Below are 21,892 nucleotides of genomic sequence, written 5' to 3' on the forward strand. Positions count from 1 at the left end.
AGGCTATTTTTAACCTTAATTTTCTTTCCTCTATATTCCTTAGGACAAAAGGAGTGTTTTTGAGTAAAAATTAAATAATTAAAAAATTTAGATGAAAAAAGACCTATCAGTATTCCTGTACGAATACCATTAGGTCAAATATAATATTTGATTTTTATGTAATGATTCTGTTCTTTAAGGAGGGTCTAAAACTCTCACTATTTGGATACAATTTAATGCTTTATTTTTAGAATGAATTTTTGTGATTTTGCACATCCCTTTTTAAAAGTATTAAAAGGTATGTAAAATATTGATTTTTATCTACCAATATCAGATGAGTATTCTTTTCCTATAAGGTTTTCTGTTTTTCAGTCTTCATGTATGCTTGTAAGTTCAAGGAACAAAAAAAGAGGACTCCTGCTCTTGGGCATGGTTAGTCCTCTAGAATGAAAAAAACTCTTTCTAATAGTAATTGTATTTAATTTTTTAACTGAGTTATCTAACTTGTAAATAGCGTAAACCAAAGAAAAAAGGTAAATGTACTTTAATTATATTTATTTTCATATTTCCCTCCATTCTTTTAAATAAACCCACTTATTATTCATTACTTGAATTTTTCAAACTAATTTTATCCATCCTATTTAATTCCCCAAACATCATTACTACACCAGCTATTATCATAATTAAATCTACAAGTGGTTCTGCAAACCATACTGCTTTAACTCCAAATATCATTGGTAAAACAATCATGGCAGGTACGAACAAAAATAACTGTCTTAGCATTACTATTATGCCAGCTTTTTTAGCATTTCCTATTGATTGGAAGAATGTTATAGTCATTACCATTACTCCATATAGGATAAAGATAGAATAAAATAATCTAAAGTTCCCTATCCCTTGAGTTATAATACTTTCTTCTACTCCAAATAAGGAAAGTATATTCTTTGAAAATGCTAATGCTGGTATCCAAAATATTGATGCAAGAATTAATCCTCCGATAGAAAATACTTTCATAGCTTCTTTTACTCTGTCGTATTTTTTCGCTCCAAAGTTTGTACCAACTACAGGTTGTAAACCTTGACTCATTCCCCAAAGTGGAATGAATGAAAAGGCATATATTCTAAGTGTTGCTGCCATCAAGATAGCATTTGTATCTCCGCCATATTTAAATGACATTTTATATAGCATTGTTTGTTGAATCATAAATAAAATTTGCATCATCATAGCAGATGACCCTACGCCAAACATTTCTTTTTTTATTTCCTGATCAGGTTTGATTTTATTTATTTTTACTGCTTTACTTTTATATTTGAAGTAATGGAGTGTTATTATCGCTTGAACAAATTGTGCTGTAATAGTTGCAAGTGCAGCCCCTTCAATTGCATATTTTCCCATTAATTTCATTAGAATGGGATCAAGAATTATGTTTAAAAAAGCCCCTAGCCCCATAATGAGCATTGCTTTTTTCATTAATCCTTCTCCACGCATAACCATGTTTGCGGACTGCGTAAAATTTACAAAGATGGAACCGATAAAGATTACTCTTAGGTATCTGATACCATAAGCTTTGATCTCACCTGTTGCTCCGACCATATCTAAAAAATGTGGTGCAAGTAGTATTCCGCCAACTGTTATGATCGCCGAAAACAAAATCACCCAGAAAATAAGGTTGCCCATAATTTTATCTACGGTTTTCTGATCTCCTTTACCGATTGCTCTTGAAAGTACAGAAGCAGAACCTACACCAAGTAAAGTTGAAACACCGCTGTTAAAAAAAGTAAGTGGCATTGCAACGCCGCAGGCAGTCATTGCTGTCTGTCCTATAATATTTCCTGCAAAAATTCCATCCATTAGTGGATAAAGACCTATTACTATCATTCCTATTACAGCAGGGATAGATAATTGAAAAAGTAAATCTATGGGTCTTTTTGTTAATAATTGTTCTTTCATATCTTGTTTCATAAAATTACCTCCTTTTTTCATCCATATTTTTTAAGCAAATTTTAAGTTTGATCGAAGAATTCCCTGATTTTTTCCATATCCTTTTTATCTTTAATACCATGCCATTTGACTTTTCAATTCTCCATAAACATAAAATAATCACAACAGGATTCTACTAATTCCGGGTTATGTGTAATAATAAAAATAGTTTCCCCGCCCTCTTTAAGCCTCATCATTTCATTAGAAACTTCTTTCATATTCATAAAATCAAGACCACTTGTAGGCTCGTCAAAAATTAAGATTGATCTATTACTCAAATTTAAATCTTCCACTTTTCAGATTGTTTTCTGATTTCAATAAAATCCTTATAAATTCCATGTTTAGATGCAAGTTCACTATGTGTTCCTACTTGTTTTATAACACCATCTTTTAAAACAACTATCTGATCGGCATTTTTTACAGTAGAAAGCTTGTGTGCAATTACAATAACAGTTTTGCCTTTTAATAAGTTTTTCAAAGCAATCAATAATTCTTTTTCATTTTCTGGATCTACGCTTGAAGTTGCCTCATCAAGAACTACAAACCTACTCGGTTTTAACATGGCTCTTGCAATAGAAATTCGTTGACGCTCACCACCCGATAGGTTTGAACCCCCTTCTTGCAAAACAGTATCATAAGCTTGTGGCAATTTCATAATAAAATCATGGCACTGAGCTTTTTTGGCAATATCTATCATTTCTTCATCTGTTGCATTTGGATTACCAAACTTAATATTGTTTTTTATGGTATCATCAAAAAGATACACGTCTTGAAAAACAAAGCTAAAATTTGAAAGCAATTCATCATACTTGTACTGTTTAATATTTAGATTTCCAACTTTTACTTCGCCAGAATTTACATCCCAAAACCTCGCCATTAAATTGCAAAGTGTTGTTTTACCACTTCCTGAAAATCCAACAAGAGCAGTTGTTTTTCCATCTGGAACAAGCATACTTAGATTATTGAAAAGATTTTCTTTTCCATAAGAAAATGAAATATTGTTCATTGATATTTCTGCTTTATCTACTTCTGTCATTTCACCTTCTTCAATTACAGGTAAATTTCTTAAATTTATAACAGTATTAAGATTTCGTACAGCAACACCCTTAATACTCTGCATGCTTCCTGCTAATTCAAATCCAGAAAAAACAACAAAACTCATAACAATTAATATAATAGCTTTAGTAACTTCAATATCCCCTGATAAATATCTTATTATAGAACTAAAAATTATCACACAAATGCCAAGTTTAAATACTAACAAGAATAAAAACTGTGTTGGAACTAAAATTTTTTCTACAGCAAGGAAACCTTTGCGACTTTTTGTAATACTTTCGTTTAGTTCCTTAACTGTATTTTTATCTTTTCCAAATGCTTTAGTTATTCCTATCCCATTTACATACTCAAGCATTTTTTCACTTAAATCCAATTTAAGTCCTAACAATCTCTCTGTTAGTTGATCTGTGCTTTTTTGTGTGAATAAGTTTACTAAGGTTCCAACAATCAAAGTCAACAATATAATTATAGCTGTTGCAAAATCATAAGGTAGTATGAAAATAACCATAATTAGTGTCTGTATTGTACCTACAAGCATTTGCTCAATAATAAAAACTCCTATTGTTTCAAGTTCACCTATAACAGTTGACAATGCTCCTGCTATATTCCCTAAAGAATTTGTGCTGAAATATCCCATGTTTACATTTTTTAAACGATCACCAATATATAATCTATTTTCTGCTCCTAAATTGTACGAAGCAATGTATTTGTTTTTATCAGCCAGATATCCAAATATAATTTTTCCCACCACACTTATAGCTGCAATAATAAAAACAATATACACATCTTTCATTAAAATGCTTTGGTTCGTGAATATATTTTCACAAATTTTGGTCAAACATAATAGAATTGCACCTAAAGAAACTCCTTCAAATACTCCCTTAAATACATCAAAAATAAGCATTTTTGTTATTTTATTTGAATATGACCCTGACACCTCATATAAAGTTTTTATCAATTCTCTCACTTTATATCACCTCGATTTCTTTAGATTCTGTATATACATCCCACATTTTTTTGTATCTCCCATTTAACTCTAGTAATTGTTTATGAGTGCCTTCTTCAATTACTTCTCCATTATCCACCACAATTATTTTATTTGCATTTACAATTGTAGATAACCTGTGAGCTACCATAATCACTGTTTTATCTTTAATTAACTTATCAATAGACTGTTGAATAACTGATTCATTGTCAGGATCAGAATATGCTGTTGCTTCATCAAGTAGTACAATAGGACTATTCTTTAAAAAACACCTAGCTATTGCAATTCTTTGCTTTTCTCCTCCAGAAAGATTTGCTCCTCCCTTTCCTACAATAGTTTCATATCCATTTGGTAGGCTCTTTATAAAATTATAGCAACTCGCTTTTTCACAAGCCTCTTTAATTTCATCCATACTCGCATCTTCCTTCGCCATCTTTAAATTTTCTAATATTGTTTTATTAAAAAGAAAGTTTTCTTGCGACACATAGCTAACAAGCTCCATATTCTGTTTTAAAGGCAATTCGTTCAAATTTGTTTTTCCAATTAAAATTTCTCCATTAGAAACATTCCAAAATCCTGCGATTAGTTTTGTAATAGTAGACTTTCCACTACCTGAATTTCCAACGATTGCAGTTAACTCATTTTCATTTGCTCTAAACGAAATATTATTTAATACATTCTTTGACTCTTCATATGCAAATGTAACATCTTTAAACTCTACATCATAAGATTTTATGTCTCTTACTTCTTCTCCTCTTTTTAAGTTAGGAATTTCCATTATCTTTTTTATTTCTTCAAATACAACTTTTATATTTGCTATTGTTTCCATATGACTCATAGCTTTTATTAATGGTTTATATGAAGCATATGATAGCAATATACACATGATAAGAGTCCCTACTTCAACACTACCCTTCATAAAGAAATACAAGGAAGCTGGTAAAACGAATACCATAGTTGACGGGATAGTTTCCATAGTTGCTGTCATTGAAAAACAAACACTCAAGTACCAATCAAGCATTGCGTTCTTATTTTCTTCAACAGTCTTTCTAAATTTCCCAAATGATGATGCTGATTTATTAAATGCTTTTATAACTTTAATACCATTTACATATTCAACCATTGTCGTATTCATAGCTTTAGCTGCTTCTTGATATCTTTTAGATTTTTCTTCATAACCTCGCATCATTAACATTGAGAACAATAATCCCAATGGAATTGTAAGTAAATTTGCAATTCCTATTCTCCAGTCCATTATAAAAATTGTTATGATCAATACTATAGGAATGAATATATTAGCAATAACTTCTGGAATCACATGAGCAATCGGTTTTTCCATTTTATCAAGTGTTTCCACCATAAATTGAGACCACTGTCCGCTGCTCTTTCTTTCAACTTCTCCCATAGAAATTTTACTTAATTTGTCAGCTAATAACTTTCTTTTATCTTCAATAATTCTGTAGGCAAGATTATGAGAAATAATAGTAGATATTTCATGAAATAATATACTTGCCAAAAATCCCAAAAATACAGCAAAAATATATGGATAATAATTATTTAAATTTGCATTTTTTGCAACCAAGTTATTAATAATGGCTGCTACAGAAAAATAAGGTATTACACCAAATCCTACTCCTACTATCGCAATGAATACAGCTGCGAAAATCTTGCTTTTATGTCCCTTTAGAATATCCATCTTTTACCTTCTTTCATAAAATCTTTTTATTCTGCCATCACAAATCTCCAATAATTTATTACATGTACTATCAATCAATTCATTATCATGCGTAACAATAAATATAATTTTATTATTTGAAAATTCTTTAATGACTTTGCTTATTTCGAGCATATTTGTATAATCAAGTCCACTCGTTGGTTCGTCCAAAATAATAATTTCTCTATCCATTAACATCCCTAATGCTACAGAAAGTCTCTGCATTTGACCTCCTGATAAGCACATAGGATGACGATTATCTAATTTTTTAAGATCTAATTTTTCTAGAATATTATTTATTTGCTTTTCATCTATTTTAGAATCAAATAAACTAAATTCATCTCTTACAGATTCCGAAAAAAACTGATGAATTACATCTTGCATAACCATATAACAAAGTTTTCTTCGTTTTTTATATTTTATGGGACTTCCTTTATAGCTTATTTTCCCTTCGTTTTCTTTCAACAGTCCACACAAAATTCTCATTAATGTTGTTTTTCCTTGACCATTTTTACCTGTTATTGCAATAATATCTCCCTTGTTTCCAGAAATATTTATCTTATCCAAAATTTTTTGTTTCTTATTTTCATATTCTAAATTTGAAACTACAAAGTCATCAGATTCACAAAATGTGACAGGATTTGCAAAATCATCATTTTTCTTTCTTACAAAAGTTCTAAGTCCCAGTTTCTTTCGTGATTCGTCAGTAATTGAAGAAAATTCCACATTTGAAAAAACATATTCTATTTTTCCGTCTTGTAAATAAATAGCTCTATCAATTAAATCCATTAAATAATAGAGTCTATGTTCAGAAATAATAATTGTCTTACCCTGAGCTTTAAGATTTATAAGCATCTCTCTTATTCTTTCAATGCCATACTCATCAATATTTGCAGAGGGTTCATCAAACACATATACATCTGGATTGGTAGCATAAATAGATGCAATAGCAAGTAATTGCTTTTCTCCACCTGACATCATAAAAACATTTCTGTTTTTTAATCGTTCAATTCCCAAATCACGTACTACTTTAAAAACTTGTCTTTTTATTTTATCAGGGTTTTCACCTAAATTTTCTAATCCAAATGTTAGTTCACTATCTGAATCTAAATTAAAAAACTGTGTTTTGGGGTTTTGAAAAATTGTTCCCACTTTTTCAGAAATTTCATATATCTTCATTTGTTTTGTGTTTATCCCATTTATAAAAATATTTCCTAATAAATTTCCCTCTAAAAAATGAGGAATCAATCCATTGATTAATTTTGTTATAGTTGTTTTCCCAGAACCAGATTTTCCGCATAATAAGATAACTTCTCCTTGATTAATCTTTATTGAAATTTTCTTTAACTGTTCTTCTAAGCTTCTCTTATAGGAATATGAAGCTTCATTTATATTAATCATGTTTCGTACCTCTTATAAAAATAACTTGAACTTTACATTAAAGAACATCAGAATACATAATAGAATAATTATTAGATCCCAAATGTTAAATCCAGCATCATCCATAAAAGTCTTTCTTGCAGGATTTTCTATCCCTCTTACTGTAATAGCCTGAGCTAATTCATCTGCGGTATTAGAAGCTGTAACTATTAAAGATATTAGTCCTAATTGTATCTTTTTAAATCCAGTCACGCCTCTTATTTTTATTGCATCTGAGATTAATATTTTTTCTTCTCTTAAAGATGGAAAATATCTGATGCCTATTGCTAGAGAAATAATTAGGCTTTTTGGAAAATGCATCATTTTTAAGGCATACATAATATTTCGTATAGGATTAGTTTTTACAAGAATTTGACCAACTAAAAAAATCGGTATTAACTTAGGAGCATGAATCACCAATAATCCAAAATGTGCTGATATGACATCTGGTAGAATCGGCAAAACAAAATATTTCAATCCCTGTAATAATACAAACATAGATAATGCCTTTAAAGATATTTTAACAAGTCCCATAAATGACGCTATATTAGCAACCATTAAAAGAATAAAAAAATCTAATTTTAAGCTATTATTTGCAAAGCTAATAATACTAACTGAAATCAAAAAAATGATTTCAGTTAGTGGATTTAGCTTTATAATGCCTCTTACAATACCCTCCATTTACATAATTCCAGCTTTCTCAAAACGTTTTTTGAACATTGCTTTACCTATATATGCACCAATGACTCCTCCAATAAATGCAGTAATGATCATCCCGATAAGTGTTGGAATTGAAATTAAAGTTTGTAATTTATTTACATATTCTGGACTCATTCCCATTTTAATAATAGATTTCATATAAGATTCTTGGAACAACCACATAGGCAATGGTGAGCCAATCAACCCAATGCAAATCAATCCTGAAGATACTATTACGCTTTTTTGACTTTTATATCCCAAAATTTTTCTAGTAATTTCTGCTAAAACTCCTGCAATAACGCAAGTTATGACAATTGTAAAAGTGCATTCTCCTATAGCAAAATATATAATCCCTGTAATTGCTATCAAAAGTAAAGCCGTTCCTGGTTTTGGCACCTTAGAGACCAACAACATGTAAATAAAATTACATATTATGCCTGTCATTGCTGGCCATAATAACCAAAGTATCGGTGAAAGTATTGGAATAATCATTACCGCCATGGATAATGCCATATAAATCACTGAAAAAATGCCGATGTTAACTAAATCTTTTGTTTTTAATTTTGTTTCATTCATTTGAATACCTCCTTTTAAATTTTTATATTTATTTACCAGTTGCAATATGATTGATTCAAAATAATCTTTACTGGTAAATTTTTCTTATTTTTGTTTACTTTCCATAAAACGCAGAAAATCGGGATTAACCCGATTTTAAAATTTATTATTTTTAATTTTATATTATGTTTTCATTTAATAATCCTCCTCCAACCAAAATTCATTGCTGCCTCCATCATATCGATAAAATTCAAGGCTTCATTATATGAATACCTATGTGTGATTACCTCAAATAAAGGTGTACATGCCATTGTATAAAGAACATGAAGTTCATCATCATTCAAATCATTTACTTCAATCTTTTTTTCTTTAAGAACCTCGATCAATTTCTTAGCACCCTGCACTTCAAGATTCACTAAATCATGACGAATTGATTCAAATTCCGTACCCTGAGAACAGTTAAACAGAAGATTAACTATAGGATCGTTTTGGTAAATAAACTCCAATAATTCCCTATTACTATCATCAGATTTTTCTCCAAAAGCTTGTAAACCATTTACTTTAATTTCTTCAATCGCTTGATTTGTCAATTCTTTACTTCTTCTGTATAAGTGATTAAGTATAGGACTTACAAGTACCTTAAAAATATCTTCTTTAGATTTAAAATGCTTATATATTGCACCAGGTGTAATTCCTGCATTTTTAGCAATAGTGCGAATAGAAGCCTCTTCGAATCCATGCTCTGTAAACTCGCTTTTTGCACTTTTTAATATTTTCTTTATTGTAACATCTTTGTCTCTCAGTAAGTTTCACCTCCCAAATTAAGATAACACCGTTTACTTTATTTTAGCATATGAAGTCAATAATCGCTATCAAATAAATATATTCACACTTTGTTATGTATCGTTTACCTTAATTTAAATATAAAAAATAAGCCTGAACCATAAAAATAGCACAGGCTTTTATCTATTTACTATTAAATTAATTTATTTACTCTTTTCTGAATAGCATAATAGTCATATCCAGCATTAGTTAACCTTCTTTTTCTTTCTTCTCCATTACCCCATTTTCCACTTATAACCTCTCTAGCTAATTGGTCGATTGTCTTACCAACTGGATATACCATCTTGCCATTTACATCGAATACTTTTAATCCAAATCTATCGGCACATCTTTTGGCATTTTCTAAATTCTTAAATGCTCCTTTCTGACTTTTAGAATCAGACCAAGATTTTCTAACTCTATATAGTCCACCTGTTGGTTTACTAACAGTATTATCGCCTCTTAGTCTTTTATTGACTTCTCTTGCAATATATGGAAACTTGTTGCCAAGATATGGACCAGGACAGTTAGTACTTTTATACCATTCGTGTTTTTGAAGAACACCATCCTTGCCTCCAGTATAGGTACAAGGATAGATTCCATTTCTCCTACAAATATCTGTAACTAAATCAATTAGTCTATTTAAAACATAATCAGAAACTAACCACTGAGGTCCTCTCGTAGAGTTCCCTACTTCAATTGTGACTGCTCGGTTGTCACACCAGGAAGATGAGGTTGTCCAGGCTCTGTTAGATTCATCTACTCCTAAAACAATGACTCCATCGGACCCTAAATTGTAGTTAGCTGATGCACGTCTTGACCTTGGCACAAATATCCCAGCAAGATTTCTACCATTTATAACCCCTGCTGCGTGGTGGATTGCTATTTTTGTTATCTTTTGATTCCTTCTACCGCTATGGTTGGGTGAGAGAATGGTTGCTTGTACTAATGGACTATTACTCATTTATTTTTCCTCCTTGAATTGTTCTAATACTCTTTTTAATTTTTCTGGTACTGGCAAACCTAGTGCTACAGAGTTTTCTAAGATAGAAAGCCCTTCATTTGCTATATAAAAAAAGATGATGGCTGTTCTTATCATAGTTCCATCACCTTTAATTAAATTTACATCACATAGGTTTGCGATACCTACAACTATAAAAATCATTATCTTTTTAGCTATCCCTTTAAATCCTATGGATGAGGATAGCTTTCTTTCGACCCCTGCTCTTAAAACTCCCGTCAAATAGTCGGCTATTACAAAAGCAAGTAATGTGTAAATAAATGCATCTACACTTCCAAGATAAAATCCCAACCATCCTCCGATAGCTGTAAAACATACTTTTAGTATTTCTAAAAACTTATTCATTTTATTCCTCCTCTGTTAAGGTATATGTTATTTTCATTGTCTTATCTGCCGTTTTTAATATTGGACTTGATAGGTTATTAATTGTTCCAAGGTATGGGGTATGAAGATAAAGACATTTATATAGAGTTCCAGAATTTGATCCGTATCCAATCCTAAAAGGACCAATTTCAATTGTTGGAGTTCTTATATATCTAAATGATGCTCCTGAATAATCTTTTCCATAATTCTTAATGATTCTACCATCTTTGGTAATAGTAAAATCATATCCTAATATATGGTCTCCCCACTGATACATGTAAGAGTAAGTGCTCGATCCTTCCGTAAAATCAGATTTAAATCCTAATTCCATAAATGAAATATCTACTGGATTATTGATGTTGATTTTATAAATTCTATTTCTGTCTCTATTTATTGCATAAAGGTATCCATCCTTTATCACGCTTCCTATGGATCTGTATACACTACTCGAATCTTCACTTGGGTACGATCCTAAGTCATACAATCTAATATCGTTTAAATCCCACTGGTCTACTTGTGTAGAATAATCGTCTTTTTTTATTTTCACTCTTCTAATTAATCCACTATTGTAGTTGGATTTAGTTAGAAATCCATACCAATATCCGTCTTTACCATCATAAAATCCACCATCATACCAATAGTAAAAATCACCATAATATTCTGTTAGGTCGATTGTGATTTTCTCCATTTCCTGAAATCTAGGACCTAGAACTGAATCCGTTAATCCGATACTTGAGTAGGCTTCTTTAAATTTAACAATATCAAGTGTCTTATTTTCTCTTGGCCATAAGGATATAAAAGTATTATCTTTAGGATTTCCTTCAACCATCCCTATATATGCTCTTTGTATATCTTTACTGACATCATAGTATGTCCTGTTTAGTAGTAAGCATGCATTCCTATTAAAATTATTTCCATAATAAAATCTTCCTGCTTTGTAATGTGTCAAAGCTAGTGAAGATATTCTTCCATTAGCTTGTGATGTAGAAAAATCCCAAACAAACTTATATCCATTTTCTAATGGTATAGATTCTGTTAAATTCGCAGAACCCCTTAAAGGATTATCTGTAGAATTCACATTGTTAGATGCATAACCAATGATTGGATTATCTGATGGTGGAATTATTTTATCTCGATCTTCTTCTAATCTATTTTCATATAGCAATATTCCTCCATAAAGTTTGTTTGCAATTGGAAATATTTCGTCTTTGTATTCTACTTCTCCACTTTGATGAATTGGATACATAAGACCTGACGGGTTTAGTCTTAATATATCTGGGACTGCATTAGTTATTAAGTTTTCATCTTCATATATCTCCTTCGTATTTGTCCTCACATCAGTTAGTTCAATGACTGATTTACCCTTGAGCATTTTCTTCCTCCTTATCTTTAAATTCTGTTGTAATTTCTTCTTTATATTTTCCAAGCATTAATCCTTGATATTTAAATCTTCCTACCTTTTCATTAAATACTAGTGGCCTTGGGACTTGTCTTTCTACTTTGTATTCAGCCTTCAACTTCCTAAGTAGAAATGAATGACTAAGTTCTATTCTCTTCCAGGATTCATCAATCTTAATCTTTCCATCCCAAGCCTCCGTAGAACCTAAGGATTGACCAGATATAGCTGCAATAGCATTATCTTTTCCAATCATTGCTTGACCAGACTCAAGCCTAATTAATACCGAGAAGTTGTTCATCGTCTTTTCCTGAAGTTTAGTTAACGGATAAAAAAGATTTAGAATATGGTCACCACTTAAGTAGGTTTCTTTTGGAATGTGATGTTCTATTTTCGTATCATTAAAAACGTAAGTAACAACTAGCCTTGTTGGTATTTCTATGTTTTCAATAAAGTCTAATTCTTCTACTTCCTCTTTTTCTTCATACTTTGGAGGATCATAGGATTTTCCATCTTTATTTAATACCTCTACTTGCTTCTTGACACTCCTTGAAATCTTTCTTGTCTTTTCTTCGGTATCACAGATGATATTTAACAAGATAGATGCATTAAAAATTGCCTCTGTTTCTTTATTAGAGGCAAATTCTATACGAATTATCGGCGTGTCTGTGGTAGAAAGATTAAAGGCAGAATAATTTGAATAGGCATGAACTACCAACTTTTCCGATTCAATCTGATTTAAAAGTCCTACTATATTTTTATCATTCTTGCTTTTGGCCTTTGATAGATATGGATTCTTTCCAACTCCTAAAATCCTGTGCTTACCATTTATCTTGTACTCTATGTCAGTAATAAGCCCTTCAATCTTTTCTTCTGGATAAGAAATAGCTATCCTATCTCCAACATCAAGACTTGGGTCTCCTATAGTTACCATATCAAAGGGTGTGTGGTGAATCTTACAAATTTCAGTAAGAAGAGCCTCACACATTCTTTTTCTTTTTTCTGGAAGTCCTAATTGCATTAAAGGATTTATTCCAAGATTCATAGTTAACCCATCATCATTTTCTAAAGAATAGTATTCAGCTATTTTAGTCTTTGCATTTGTTGAGTTGATGGCTGTATATCTTGTCTTAAAATCTGATATTGATGAAGAAAATCTTTCTCTTGTTTTAATTTCAGTCGATATGCTTTCTGCATACTTTTTTAAAACTAATTTACCATCACGAGAAACCCCAGCAAAAGCACCAAGAGTCGATGCTATATAGTGAATAAAGTCCCTGTAAGTTTCTATATCATGGTCTTGATAAATTGCCAGAACTTCCTCTCCATTTACAAAAGCTTTTACCTCATCTTCTGTCATTCCCAATTCTACCTTGCACTTCTCACATGAAAGACTTAGTAGTTGAAAGGCTGTACCAAAGGTATCTGTTACTGGGAAATTCTTATCAAATCTAAGCATATAATCATAGCCTTTTAGTTCTAAAATTTTCTTAGACCTATTTGCTTCAGTGACATCAAAGATTCCCATTGGTATGGTTTCTATCTTTTTATTTTCTAGTTCTTGATGATAGAAAAGTTCTAATTTGGAATCCTCTAAAGAATACCTATCTATATTTGAAAAAAGGCTAATTCCAAACTCTCCAGCATAAACTGTCCCTATTTCAAGTTCAGAAGATCCAGAGCATGAACGATGAATGTATCCAGACCCTTTAAGAATATCTTTATTAGTAAATGGAATGATTGTTTCGTCTTTTAAGATGATATTTCCCGTCCAGTAAAATTTACGAGAGTTCTTTTTTATAACTGTTTTATATTCATTGCTTGTTGGATACATTAGTACTCCTCCAATGAAATAGATACTTCCCACAATCCTTTATAAGAAGTATCTTTTATTAGTTTGACTTGAAACTTGTCTATATACATTTGTGTCTCTTTTAGTTCCAATGTTTCTGTATCTAAGAATTTAACTTTAAGATTAGACTTGTTAGCAAAATTGCTTAAAGTCTTTACAAGTTTAGGACTACAAGAAAAATCTACAGAAATACTTGCTACTTTGTTTCTAACAATATCTCTCTGAATAGTTCCTGCCTCTGTTTCTCCTCCAGTATCTGCCTCTATGTCTCTAAACTCCAAATCATAAGAATTTGGTAGAGGTAGGTCTACTCCTTCAATAATTAAATATGATTGATATTTCATTATACGACTACACCTCCATTCACTGCGTCGCTTTGCTCCTTGTTCATGGGGTGAGACTGCATCTGACCTACCAACAAAATCATAGATTTTGGGTTAGGTCATTATCTACCTCCACTTCTTAAATTCTTACGCATAGATGCATTGACAATAACTTCATCAAGGAGAGTTCCACCAAGATAAACTGGGATGACTATATCTCCTGCATTTTCTGATTTTAAATTGATATTTGCAAATGCATCGGATATTTGTCTTCCTATATCAATTCCATTTATAGCTGATTCTTTATCATGTCCACCTATGCCAACAGCTGATATGCTTGGGCTTAAAACCATATCACTTGCCACATTTTTCATTGAAGATTGTACTAATCTTCTGCTCTTTTCTATCCCCTTAGATAGACCTTCCATAAAATCAGGCATCCATGATTCGTAGTCGGTAAGTGGACCAACATCTGGAACAGAGAAGTGCAGGTAGGACCTAATAGTTGATGCTACATTCGATACAGCAGATGTCACATTGCTAATGGCACTTCTAATCCCTCTTGCAATTCCGTTAATCATATCAGCTCCCCATGTATAGGCTTGAGATGCTAAGTTCTTAATATGATTAACCGCATTATTAAATCCATTTCTAATAGTGGACTGAATATTTGACATGGTCGATGAAATACTTGATCTCATAGAATTAAATGCAGACGATACTGCTGACTTTGCAGTATTCACTGCAGATGAAATAGTCGACTTTATAGAATTCCAAGCAGTTGAAACAAAGGACTTAATATTATTCATCGTTGATGATATAAAGGTCTTTATCCCATTCCAGATTGATTCAAGGACTGTCTTAATAGAAGTCAAGATAGTCTCAATAGTCGTTTTTATATTGGTCCAGGATGTAGAGATAAATTCTCTAATTGCAGTAATGACTGTTGTTAAAAACTCTTTTAGTCCATTCCAAATAGTCTCTACTTTTACTTTAATTGCATCAAGAACTGTTGAAATTAAAGTCTTAATACCTTCCCAAGTAGTCCTGATAAACTCTCCAACTGCTGTAAATACTTCTGTAGTTGTAGTTGAAATAGCTGTCCATATATTGGTAAAAGTTGTTTGAATTCCCGTCCAGAGGCTCGTAAAGAATTCTCCTAAACTTTGCCATAGACTCTTTGCTCCTTTAATAAATGTATTCCAAGATTCAGTTAGATAAGTTGTTATAGATGTCCATATACTGTTCCATCCTTCAGAAAGTCCACTCCATAGGTTGGCAAAGAAGTCCTTGATGCCTTTCCAAGTAGTCTTAACACCTTCAATAAATCCAGCCCAAAATTCTGATAGAAAACTTGTAATATCAGTCCAAGTGCTTGTCCAAGATTCTGATATTCCTTGCCAGAGGTTTACGAAGAATTCTTTTATTCCATTCCAAATAACTACTGTTGATTCTTTTATTGTTTCCCAAATAGAGATAAGACCTTCTCTAAACCAGTCACATTTCTTCCATAAAAGAACAAGTCCAGCTATTACTGCACCAATAGCAATAGGAACAATACCTATGGCTGATACTACTGCAGTGATTGCTGGTATAAGTGTACCTGTAAAGATTCCAACTATCTTAGTTATTCCTCCTACTATTAGAGGCCCTTTGGTCATAATAGTACCTATTGACCATATAAGTTTTCCTACAATCATTAGTACAGGACCAAGAGCAGCTATAAAAAGACCGATACCTGCAATAATACCTTTTACTGGTCCTGGAAGTGCATTAAGTCCATTTACCAGTTTTGTTAATATATCTACTGCTTTTCTAACAGCAGGCATTAAAAGTTCTCCAAAGGATATAGCTAATTCTTCTAGGGCAGATTGTAGGATCTTTAATTGACCAGCCTGGTTATCCTGCATAGTAGCAGCCATTTTTTCTGCTGTTCCATCTGCCTTATAGATGGCATCACTTAAACTGTTATAGTCTTTTTCACTGGCATTTATAATTGCCAACATTCCAGACATGGCATTTTTACCAAATATCATGGATGCTGCTTGTGCTTTTTGAGTTCCATCTAAATTAGCAAAGGCTACTCTAAAGGTACTTAAAGTCTCATCAAGTGAAAGCCCCTGTACATCTTCAATAGATAAGCCCAACATGGACATTCCATTCATAACTTCTTTAGTTGGTGATGCGAGTCTTGTTAGCCCAGACCTTAAAGCTGTCCCTGCTTGTGAACCTTTTATTCCTGCGTTAGCCATTAAACCTATAGCTACTGCTGTGTCTTCAACTGAGTATCCAAGGGCCCCAGCAATAGGTGCAGCATATTTAAAGGTTTCACCCATTAATGAAACATTGGTATTGGCGTTAGATGATGCAGCAGCAAGAACATCAGCAAAGTGAGATGAGTCTTCTGCTTTTAAACCAAAGGCTGTAAGGGCATCTGTGACAATATCTGAAGTAGTAGCTAGATCCTCACCACTAGCTGCAGCAAGGTTCATGACTCCTTCAATACCACTAATCATATCTTTGCTTTTCCAACCAGCCATGGCCATATAGTTCATAGCCTCTGCCGCTTCAGATGCTGAGAACTTTGTCTTGGCTCCCATTTCACGAGCCTTTTCCCTTAGGGCATCAAAGTCGGATCCTGTAGCACCAGATACTGCTTTTACCTTGGACATACCAGAGTCAAAATCTGATGCAGTCTTTACTGCCGCTACCCCAAGACCTGCTACTGCAAGAGATACTGGCATCACTTTTCTTCCTACGTTTTCTATATTTTGCCCTGTGTTTTGCCATTTTTCCCCAGTAATAGCTATGTTTTGCAGGGTTTGATTAGTGGTTGCCCCTTGCCTTTCTAGATTCTTTAGGGCTTGTTCTGTTTCAATAATCTCTCGTTTAAGGGAATCATATTGCTCTTGGGAAATCTTACCTTCTGCAAGAGCCTGTTCAGCTTGTTTCTGTGCCTCTTTTAAAGAGGTTAATTTATTCTTTGTCTCTTCTAAGGTCTGTCCTAATAGCTTATGCTTTTGGGAGATAAGTTCTGTGTTTCCAGGATCAAGTTTAAGAAGTTTATTGACATCACGAAGTTCAGACTGAGTATGTTTAATCTCCGTATTAACTTGTTTTAATGCAGTTTGAAGTTTGGTAGTATCCCCACCAATCTCAACAGTTATCCCTTTTATTCTATTTGCCAATATCTCACCTCCTCTTTAGAGATATATTTATCAGTGTTTTTGTTGATGTTTTTATCAATTTTTGCTATACTTATCTTGAGGTGATAAGTATGAATTTTGTAAAAGAATTATCCAACAAGACTGTATCCATTTCTGAATTTAATCGAGGCCTAGCTGGACGTATTTTCGATGATGTCAAAGTGAACGGTTCTAAGGTCGTATTAAAGAACAACACTCCTGAGTGCATTCTTGTTTCCCCTGATGAATATACGAAACTCATTGATGAACTCGAAGATGCAAGAGATCTTATGCTTGCCAATACAAGGATGTCATCAATGGATAAATCCGATTTAATTTCTCAAGATGAATTTGAAGAAGCCTTCCATATCGATTTAAATGAAGTCTCTCCTCTTAATGAGGACGAAATCGAATGAACTATAAACTATCCTTTATAAAAGAAGCCATCCAAGACTATAAAGCCTTAGATGGATCTCAAAGAAAAATTGTCGATAAAGCACTTAAGAGGATCTTAATAAATCCTCTTCCTAATACCGAAGGTGGCTATGGCAAGCCTCTTTCTAACCTATCTGATTCTAAGCTTGCTGGTCTTATGAAAATTAAACTTAAGAGTTCAGGTCTTAGGATCGTTTATAAATTGGAAAAATCAGATGATGAAGTTCTTGTCATTATTATCGGTGCAAGAGCGGAATCCAAAGTCTATAAAGATGCTGAAAAAAGAGTAGCTAAACTTGAAGATTAAAATTTATCAAAGTCTTCTTGTGTAGCTACTTCTTTGTATTTATAGTCGTCATTATTCTTTTCTGTGAACATATCATTTACAAGTCCAATCGTTAGTAGAGATAAATCAGAAACAGAAAGACCAAGTTCTACTGCCCTTAGTAAAAACAAAGGTGTAGTCATTGGTCTTTCTGTTGGCCTTACTTTTTTTTAGGAACTTCTTCCGACTTTATGTTAAGCCCCCATAATTCAATTAACTGAGGTAGGATTTGGTAAATTGAAAAGGTTGAGAAATTATCTAACCATTCTTCTGGACTATCAGGAACAGATTTATCTCCATGCTTTGCCATTACATAGGCTATATTTTCAAATAGTTCTAATGAGCCTATGTCAAGATTAGATTTATCTTCATCGTTTTTCTTCATGGACTTTTCTAATTCCATCAAGTCTTTGAAAATATCTCGACCAAATTTCAATCTATAAATTCTTGGAATAGCTGCTGAGGCACGAAAAATAACATCTTGTTCGTCAATTTGAATTTTCTTTGTTAGTGCCATATCTATTTACCTCCAACACTTGCTCTTGAAGGTGTTACTGTAGTTTCTGTTGGCATATAGACTGACTTGTACCAACCATCATAAGTTTCCTTCGTAGTCTCTTCACCTGTTCTAGCCTTTACATTTCCATTTGGAAGTGGTCTTGCTTGGATAGATAAGGTTTCTGGTTGAACTTCTCTTGATTCTTCATTGGTTTCTCCTTCGAGAGTAGGTCTTGCTGCTGAGCAGTTATACATGACATGACGGATTTTCTTCTGGTCACCATCAAACTCAAATAACAGTGCAAAGTTTGCAGTTTCAGAATTTGAGGACTCAATTAGAACTTTATTTGAATCTGATTTTTCCATCAAAACATCAGTCCTAAATGATTCAGGAATAAGGGCGATTTCTAAATCTCCGTCATATCCCATGTTGTTTGAAATAGTGTAGTATTCAATTCCATCTGCATAAAAGCTTTCTGGCTCTCCATTAGGATCCAATGAAATTGAAACAGCACCAGGCATTGGCACTGGTGTCTTATATTTAATAACGCCTTCTTCAGCTTTATCGAATAATGCATAATGCACATTGCAAATATTAAACTTTACCTTATTTGCCATAATTGTTACCTCCCGTAAATTGTAGTGAGTCAGCTCCATCACAATTCTCTTCGCTCCTTATCAGTCGCAGAGAATTGGATTGCGTGACATCTGACCTACCTTCCACTCGCAAGGCTCGTGGAGTTAGGTCATTAACATTACAAATATTAAATTTAACTTTATTAGCCATTTTTTACCTCCATAGTAAATTCATAGAGAACTTCATAGAGTCTTTCTGATTCAATCCAAACTTCAGATTTTTCATAATAGATTTCTTCTCTATCAAGTATCTCTTCTATTTTTTCTTCTAGTTTTAAATCTTTCTTATCAGTATAAAGTTCTAAGTCTATCTGTGTGTTTTTATAAAAAACCACTCCATCTGCACCAAAGTGTTTATTCTTTGGAAATAGATAGACTATAAATGGTGGATCTGGACTTTCGCCCTCAGCAAAGTGCGAGTATGCAAAAGGAAGTCCTATATCTTCAATTATTTTTAATAGCCTATCCATCTTGTAATTTCCTCATAATATTTTCTTCCAATTCTCTGACTCCTTTCTTTTCAGCTGGTCCAATGTGTGGTTTACCAGATACTCTTCCTCCTTGTCTAAGAACATGACCTTTTTCAAGTAGATGAGCCAGCTGGTATCTGCTTCTTGAGTGAACTACAAGTTCTATTGAGTTTGAAGTTTCTTTCATAGTTTTTACAGACCAAGATTTAGAATATTTCTTTGTTTCTCCTACAGGTGCATTTTCTTGTATGTCTTTTCTAATATTGCTACCAGTTTTTTTTACTTCCTTTTTGACTTCATCTGTTGCCATATCAGAATATTCTTCTAAGCCCTTCATTATTTCACTGGCGAGGTTTTCAATTTTTACATTCATCTACTCACCTTCCTACATCTAAACTTTATAAGTCTATTTTTGTAGTTCATAAAGTCAATTGAGATGATATTGTACTTTTCATCATCAAATAGAATTCTGTAATCTGAAGTATTAATGTTCTTCAGACTATTTTGAAATCTTACAGTAAAAGAAATATCTGACCTATCTACTTCCATACCAAGAAAAACTTCTTCGCCTTTACCTTGAAATGATATATAGGCTGATGTTTCTAGATAATCTGCCCATACCGATTTATGGTTACCAATTCCATCCGCCTCAACATTTTTATTTTGAAAGGTTATTTTTCTATTTAAATCCGATATCTTCATTAAAACTCAGCCTTTCTCATTCCAAACAATAAAGCCCTTAGAGTTAAGTTTAGATCAGAATAATCTGCCTCTTCTCTATGTTCATAAAGATAAGCAGTCATATAGAGGACTGCTATCTTTCCATTTGGATTTTTAGAAAGTTCTTCTTCACTATTAACCCTCGCTACATCCATAGAGTGCTTTATTGATGATTGGATGAGAGAATTAATCATCTCATCCTCATCATCAAAATCCACCCTTAAATATGATTTTGCCTCCTCAAGAGTAATCATAATCTACTCCTTAGGCAGTAGCACCAATTTTTAAAAGTTTAACTGCTTCTCTTAAAACTAAAATTCCATCTACTCTTTCTTTACCTAAGAAACCAACCATGCCATTACCAGCAAATAGTTCCTTTAAGTCTTGGAAAGATCTATTTCCTCTATCTCCAATTTTGTAGTATGAAAAATCGCCAAAGGCTACTGCAAGTTTTCCTTTTTCAGCTTTTGGAGCAAAGGCAGATGTATAAGCAGGATATCCTAAAAGTCTATCTGGTTCTCCATCCTTAAGTGAAGGTTGCCAAATATATGCACCATTAACATCCTTAAGCTTTCTAATTTGTGCTACTGTTGCATCATTTAAAATGAAGACTGCTCTCTTTCTATATGGTCTATCTAGCGAGTAAACTAAATCAATGAGTTCATCTGCAGTAATTGTTTGAGCCTTTGTTGTTCCTCCAAGTTCCCCACCCTTTTTAGAGTCAAAAATTCCTGTAGGCTTATTTACTCCATCGCCATTTAAGAAAGCGTCCTCTTCAGCATTTGCTAACGCTCTAGTAAATTCTTCAGTGATGTATTTTTCTAGATTAAAGGCGGCATCATAGAGAAGTTCTTCAGTAACTTTAATTCCAACATGGAGTTTGTGTGCATCAAGAGATACTTGGTCGAATGTACCATCTCCAAAGGTAAGTTGACCACCTTCTTCTACCCATAGAGCAGCAGGCTTTGTAGCTGCAATATTAATTTTATGAAGTCCAGAAGTTTGAACTTTTGTAGCTAGTTTTCTTACAATATTTTCATCTTCAAGTCCATTTACAATATCTGTTTCCATTTCTTCTGGAACTAAATATCCACCACTTTCGTCCGTGCCAACTTTTAATTCATTGGAAATATCTCTAAAGTTAGTTCTTAATGCTTTCATCATAGACTTTTTATAGACATTTCTTGCTCTCATTGGTTTTTCTTCTTCATTAAAAGTAGCAGGTTCATTTGTTAATGCTTGAGTAGTAGGTTTTTCCAAGGATTTATCCATTTCTTCTTCCCTCTTCTTTCTTTCAATTTCACGAGTGTAATTCTCGATAGTTCTCTCCATCTCTTCATATGTTTTAAAGTCTTCATCAGACATTAGACCCTTTTCATCTTTCTTAGATTCAGCAAATGCCTTTGCCTCATCCCAAGCTTTAGTTCTCTTTTCCATTAGTTCTTTTAAGTTCATATAA

25 protein-coding genes and 1 pseudogene are annotated in these 21,892 nt (G+C 32.7%); 2 read left to right on the plus strand and 24 right to left on the minus strand.

Annotated features, from left to right (window positions below; translation table 11 throughout):
• Positions 1-576 precede the first annotated feature (576 nt).
• From ACU68U_RS03570 to ACU68U_RS03640, 15 genes and pseudogenes are all read right to left on the minus strand, one after another.
• Entirely contained in the window at positions 577-1,941 is a 1,365-nt protein-coding gene (locus tag ACU68U_RS03570; protein ID WP_144398625.1) for an MATE family efflux transporter, read from the minus strand.
• 113 nt (positions 1,942-2,054) lie between these two features.
• Positions 2,055-2,237 carry an AAA family ATPase gene (locus ACU68U_RS03575; protein WP_207689149.1) on the minus strand — a complete coding sequence of 61 codons (183 nt, stop codon included), beginning with the start codon at positions 2,235-2,237 and terminating at the stop codon, positions 2,055-2,057.
• Positions 2,238-2,239: 2 nt separating this feature from the next.
• Positions 2,240-3,982, minus strand: coding sequence for an ABC transporter ATP-binding protein (locus tag ACU68U_RS03580; RefSeq protein ID WP_144398626.1), 1,743 nt, complete (start codon positions 3,980-3,982; stop codon positions 2,240-2,242).
• Between the two features lies 1 nt (position 3,983).
• Positions 3,984-5,696: an ABC transporter ATP-binding protein gene (locus ACU68U_RS03585; protein WP_002842109.1), complete on the minus strand. Its 1,713-nt coding sequence runs from the start codon at positions 5,694-5,696 to the stop codon at positions 3,984-3,986.
• 3 nt (positions 5,697-5,699) lie between these two features.
• Positions 5,700-7,115 carry an ABC transporter ATP-binding protein gene (locus ACU68U_RS03590; RefSeq protein ID WP_000608260.1) on the minus strand — a complete coding sequence of 472 codons (1,416 nt, stop codon included), beginning with the start codon at positions 7,113-7,115 and terminating at the stop codon, positions 5,700-5,702.
• Between the two features lie 12 nt (positions 7,116-7,127).
• The gene (locus tag ACU68U_RS03595) at positions 7,128-7,814 is read right to left on the minus strand and encodes an energy-coupling factor transporter transmembrane component T family protein (protein ID WP_144398627.1); all 687 of its coding nucleotides are present in this window, start codon (positions 7,812-7,814) and stop codon (positions 7,128-7,130) included.
• On the minus strand, positions 7,815-8,408 hold the full coding sequence (locus ACU68U_RS03600; RefSeq protein ID WP_001006067.1) for an MptD family putative ECF transporter S component: 594 nt from the start codon (positions 8,406-8,408) through the stop codon (positions 7,815-7,817).
• Positions 8,409-8,578: 170 nt separating this feature from the next.
• On the minus strand, positions 8,579-8,977 hold the full coding sequence (locus ACU68U_RS03605) for a hypothetical protein (protein ID WP_000184355.1): 399 nt from the start codon (positions 8,975-8,977) through the stop codon (positions 8,579-8,581).
• A 60-nt stretch (positions 8,978-9,037) separates the two neighbouring features.
• Positions 9,038-9,190 (minus strand): annotated as a pseudogene (locus ACU68U_RS03610) (TetR/AcrR family transcriptional regulator); the annotation flags it as partial.
• A 173-nt stretch (positions 9,191-9,363) separates the two neighbouring features.
• Positions 9,364-10,173 carry an N-acetylmuramoyl-L-alanine amidase gene (locus ACU68U_RS03615; protein ID WP_278735896.1) on the minus strand — a complete coding sequence of 270 codons (810 nt, stop codon included), beginning with the start codon at positions 10,171-10,173 and terminating at the stop codon, positions 9,364-9,366.
• A complete protein-coding gene (locus ACU68U_RS03620; protein ID WP_019125117.1) occupies positions 10,174-10,575 on the minus strand; it encodes a phage holin family protein in 402 nt (133 codons plus the stop codon).
• 1 nt (position 10,576) lies between these two features.
• Entirely contained in the window at positions 10,577-11,965 is a 1,389-nt protein-coding gene (locus ACU68U_RS03625) for a hypothetical protein (RefSeq protein WP_278735898.1), read from the minus strand.
• Positions 11,952-13,823 carry a hypothetical protein gene (locus ACU68U_RS03630; RefSeq protein WP_446762770.1) on the minus strand — a complete coding sequence of 624 codons (1,872 nt, stop codon included), beginning with the start codon at positions 13,821-13,823 and terminating at the stop codon, positions 11,952-11,954. Before ACU68U_RS03630 ends, ACU68U_RS03625 begins: the two co-directional genes overlap by 14 nt.
• Positions 13,823-14,185, minus strand: a complete 363-nt coding sequence (locus tag ACU68U_RS03635) for a hypothetical protein (protein WP_446762771.1) — start codon at positions 14,183-14,185, stop codon at positions 13,823-13,825. The genes ACU68U_RS03630 and ACU68U_RS03635 overlap by 1 nt, the downstream gene beginning before the upstream one ends.
• Before the next feature lie 101 nt (positions 14,186-14,286).
• Positions 14,287-17,352, minus strand: coding sequence for a phage tail tape measure protein (locus ACU68U_RS03640; RefSeq protein ID WP_446762772.1), 3,066 nt, complete (start codon positions 17,350-17,352; stop codon positions 14,287-14,289).
• Between the two features lie 89 nt (positions 17,353-17,441).
• Between ACU68U_RS03640 and ACU68U_RS03645 the strand changes: the two genes are divergently transcribed.
• Positions 17,442-17,765: a type II toxin-antitoxin system Phd/YefM family antitoxin gene (locus ACU68U_RS03645; RefSeq protein ID WP_108831510.1), complete on the plus strand. Its 324-nt coding sequence runs from the start codon at positions 17,442-17,444 to the stop codon at positions 17,763-17,765.
• Positions 17,762-18,091 (plus strand): type II toxin-antitoxin system RelE family toxin, encoded by a 330-nt coding sequence (locus tag ACU68U_RS03650; RefSeq protein ID WP_049690779.1) that lies wholly within the window; start codon positions 17,762-17,764, stop codon positions 18,089-18,091. The genes ACU68U_RS03645 and ACU68U_RS03650 overlap by 4 nt, the downstream gene beginning before the upstream one ends.
• Here the strand turns inward: ACU68U_RS03650 and ACU68U_RS03655 are convergent.
• The 9 genes from ACU68U_RS03655 to ACU68U_RS03695 are packed head-to-tail and all read right to left on the minus strand — an operon-like array spanning position 18,088 to position 21,888.
• Positions 18,088-18,252, minus strand: coding sequence for a hypothetical protein (locus ACU68U_RS03655; protein WP_004816339.1), 165 nt, complete (start codon positions 18,250-18,252; stop codon positions 18,088-18,090). The genes ACU68U_RS03650 and ACU68U_RS03655 overlap by 4 nt on opposite strands.
• A 17-nt stretch (positions 18,253-18,269) precedes the next feature.
• Positions 18,270-18,626, minus strand: coding sequence for a hypothetical protein (locus ACU68U_RS03660; RefSeq protein ID WP_278735903.1), 357 nt, complete (start codon positions 18,624-18,626; stop codon positions 18,270-18,272).
• 2 nt (positions 18,627-18,628) lie between these two features.
• Complete coding sequence (locus ACU68U_RS03665) at positions 18,629-19,225, minus strand: major tail protein (protein ID WP_009431460.1); 597 nt, start codon at positions 19,223-19,225, stop codon at positions 18,629-18,631.
• Positions 19,215-19,394, minus strand: coding sequence for a hypothetical protein (locus tag ACU68U_RS03670; protein ID WP_278735905.1), 180 nt, complete (start codon positions 19,392-19,394; stop codon positions 19,215-19,217). Before ACU68U_RS03670 ends, ACU68U_RS03665 begins: the two co-directional genes overlap by 11 nt.
• Complete coding sequence (locus ACU68U_RS03675; RefSeq protein ID WP_278735906.1) at positions 19,387-19,713, minus strand: hypothetical protein; 327 nt, start codon at positions 19,711-19,713, stop codon at positions 19,387-19,389. The genes ACU68U_RS03670 and ACU68U_RS03675 overlap by 8 nt, the downstream gene beginning before the upstream one ends.
• On the minus strand, positions 19,706-20,086 hold the full coding sequence (locus ACU68U_RS03680) for an HK97 gp10 family phage protein (protein WP_278735908.1): 381 nt from the start codon (positions 20,084-20,086) through the stop codon (positions 19,706-19,708). The genes ACU68U_RS03675 and ACU68U_RS03680 overlap by 8 nt, the downstream gene beginning before the upstream one ends.
• Positions 20,083-20,415 (minus strand): phage head closure protein, encoded by a 333-nt coding sequence (locus ACU68U_RS03685; protein ID WP_144398636.1) that lies wholly within the window; start codon positions 20,413-20,415, stop codon positions 20,083-20,085. Before ACU68U_RS03685 ends, ACU68U_RS03680 begins: the two co-directional genes overlap by 4 nt.
• Positions 20,415-20,687, minus strand: a complete 273-nt coding sequence (locus tag ACU68U_RS03690; protein ID WP_144398637.1) for a head-tail connector protein — start codon at positions 20,685-20,687, stop codon at positions 20,415-20,417. The genes ACU68U_RS03685 and ACU68U_RS03690 overlap by 1 nt, the downstream gene beginning before the upstream one ends.
• Positions 20,688-20,697: 10 nt before the next feature.
• Positions 20,698-21,888, minus strand: coding sequence for a phage major capsid protein (locus tag ACU68U_RS03695; RefSeq protein WP_446762773.1), 1,191 nt, complete (start codon positions 21,886-21,888; stop codon positions 20,698-20,700).
• Positions 21,889-21,892: the final 4 nt, after the last annotated feature.

The sequence above is a fragment of the Finegoldia sp. P3-F-LR genome (assembly GCF_052932165.1).

Coding starts and splice junctions, on each gene's coding strand:
- ACU68U_RS03570 (WP_144398625.1), bottom strand. CDS start 1,941: ATGAAACAAGATATGAAAGAACAATTATTAACAAAAAGACCCATAGAT.
- ACU68U_RS03585 (WP_002842109.1), bottom strand. CDS start 5,696: ATGGATATTCTAAAGGGACATAAAAGCAAGATTTTCGCAGCTGTATTC.
- ACU68U_RS03590 (WP_000608260.1), bottom strand. CDS start 7,115: ATGATTAATATAAATGAAGCTTCATATTCCTATAAGAGAAGCTTAGAA.
- ACU68U_RS03595 (WP_144398627.1), bottom strand. CDS start 7,814: ATGGAGGGTATTGTAAGAGGCATTATAAAGCTAAATCCACTAACTGAA.
- ACU68U_RS03600 (WP_001006067.1), bottom strand. CDS start 8,408: ATGAATGAAACAAAATTAAAAACAAAAGATTTAGTTAACATCGGCATT.
- ACU68U_RS03615 (WP_278735896.1), bottom strand. CDS start 10,173: ATGAGTAATAGTCCATTAGTACAAGCAACCATTCTCTCACCCAACCAT.
- ACU68U_RS03620 (WP_019125117.1), bottom strand. CDS start 10,575: ATGAATAAGTTTTTAGAAATACTAAAAGTATGTTTTACAGCTATCGGA.
- ACU68U_RS03625 (WP_278735898.1), bottom strand. CDS start 11,965: ATGCTCAAGGGTAAATCAGTCATTGAACTAACTGATGTGAGGACAAAT.
- ACU68U_RS03630 (WP_446762770.1), bottom strand. CDS start 13,823: ATGTATCCAACAAGCAATGAATATAAAACAGTTATAAAAAAGAACTCT.
- ACU68U_RS03635 (WP_446762771.1), bottom strand. CDS start 14,185: ATGAAATATCAATCATATTTAATTATTGAAGGAGTAGACCTACCTCTA.
- ACU68U_RS03645 (WP_108831510.1), top strand. CDS start 17,442: ATGAATTTTGTAAAAGAATTATCCAACAAGACTGTATCCATTTCTGAA.
- ACU68U_RS03650 (WP_049690779.1), top strand. CDS start 17,762: ATGAACTATAAACTATCCTTTATAAAAGAAGCCATCCAAGACTATAAA.
- ACU68U_RS03655 (WP_004816339.1), bottom strand. CDS start 18,252: ATGACTACACCTTTGTTTTTACTAAGGGCAGTAGAACTTGGTCTTTCT.
- ACU68U_RS03660 (WP_278735903.1), bottom strand. CDS start 18,626: ATGGCACTAACAAAGAAAATTCAAATTGACGAACAAGATGTTATTTTT.
- ACU68U_RS03665 (WP_009431460.1), bottom strand. CDS start 19,225: ATGGCAAATAAGGTAAAGTTTAATATTTGCAATGTGCATTATGCATTA.
- ACU68U_RS03670 (WP_278735905.1), bottom strand. CDS start 19,394: ATGGCTAATAAAGTTAAATTTAATATTTGTAATGTTAATGACCTAACT.
- ACU68U_RS03675 (WP_278735906.1), bottom strand. CDS start 19,713: ATGGATAGGCTATTAAAAATAATTGAAGATATAGGACTTCCTTTTGCA.
- ACU68U_RS03680 (WP_278735908.1), bottom strand. CDS start 20,086: ATGAATGTAAAAATTGAAAACCTCGCCAGTGAAATAATGAAGGGCTTA.
- ACU68U_RS03685 (WP_144398636.1), bottom strand. CDS start 20,415: ATGAAGATATCGGATTTAAATAGAAAAATAACCTTTCAAAATAAAAAT.
- ACU68U_RS03690 (WP_144398637.1), bottom strand. CDS start 20,687: ATGATTACTCTTGAGGAGGCAAAATCATATTTAAGGGTGGATTTTGAT.
- ACU68U_RS03695 (WP_446762773.1), bottom strand. CDS start 21,888: ATGAACTTAAAAGAACTAATGGAAAAGAGAACTAAAGCTTGGGATGAG.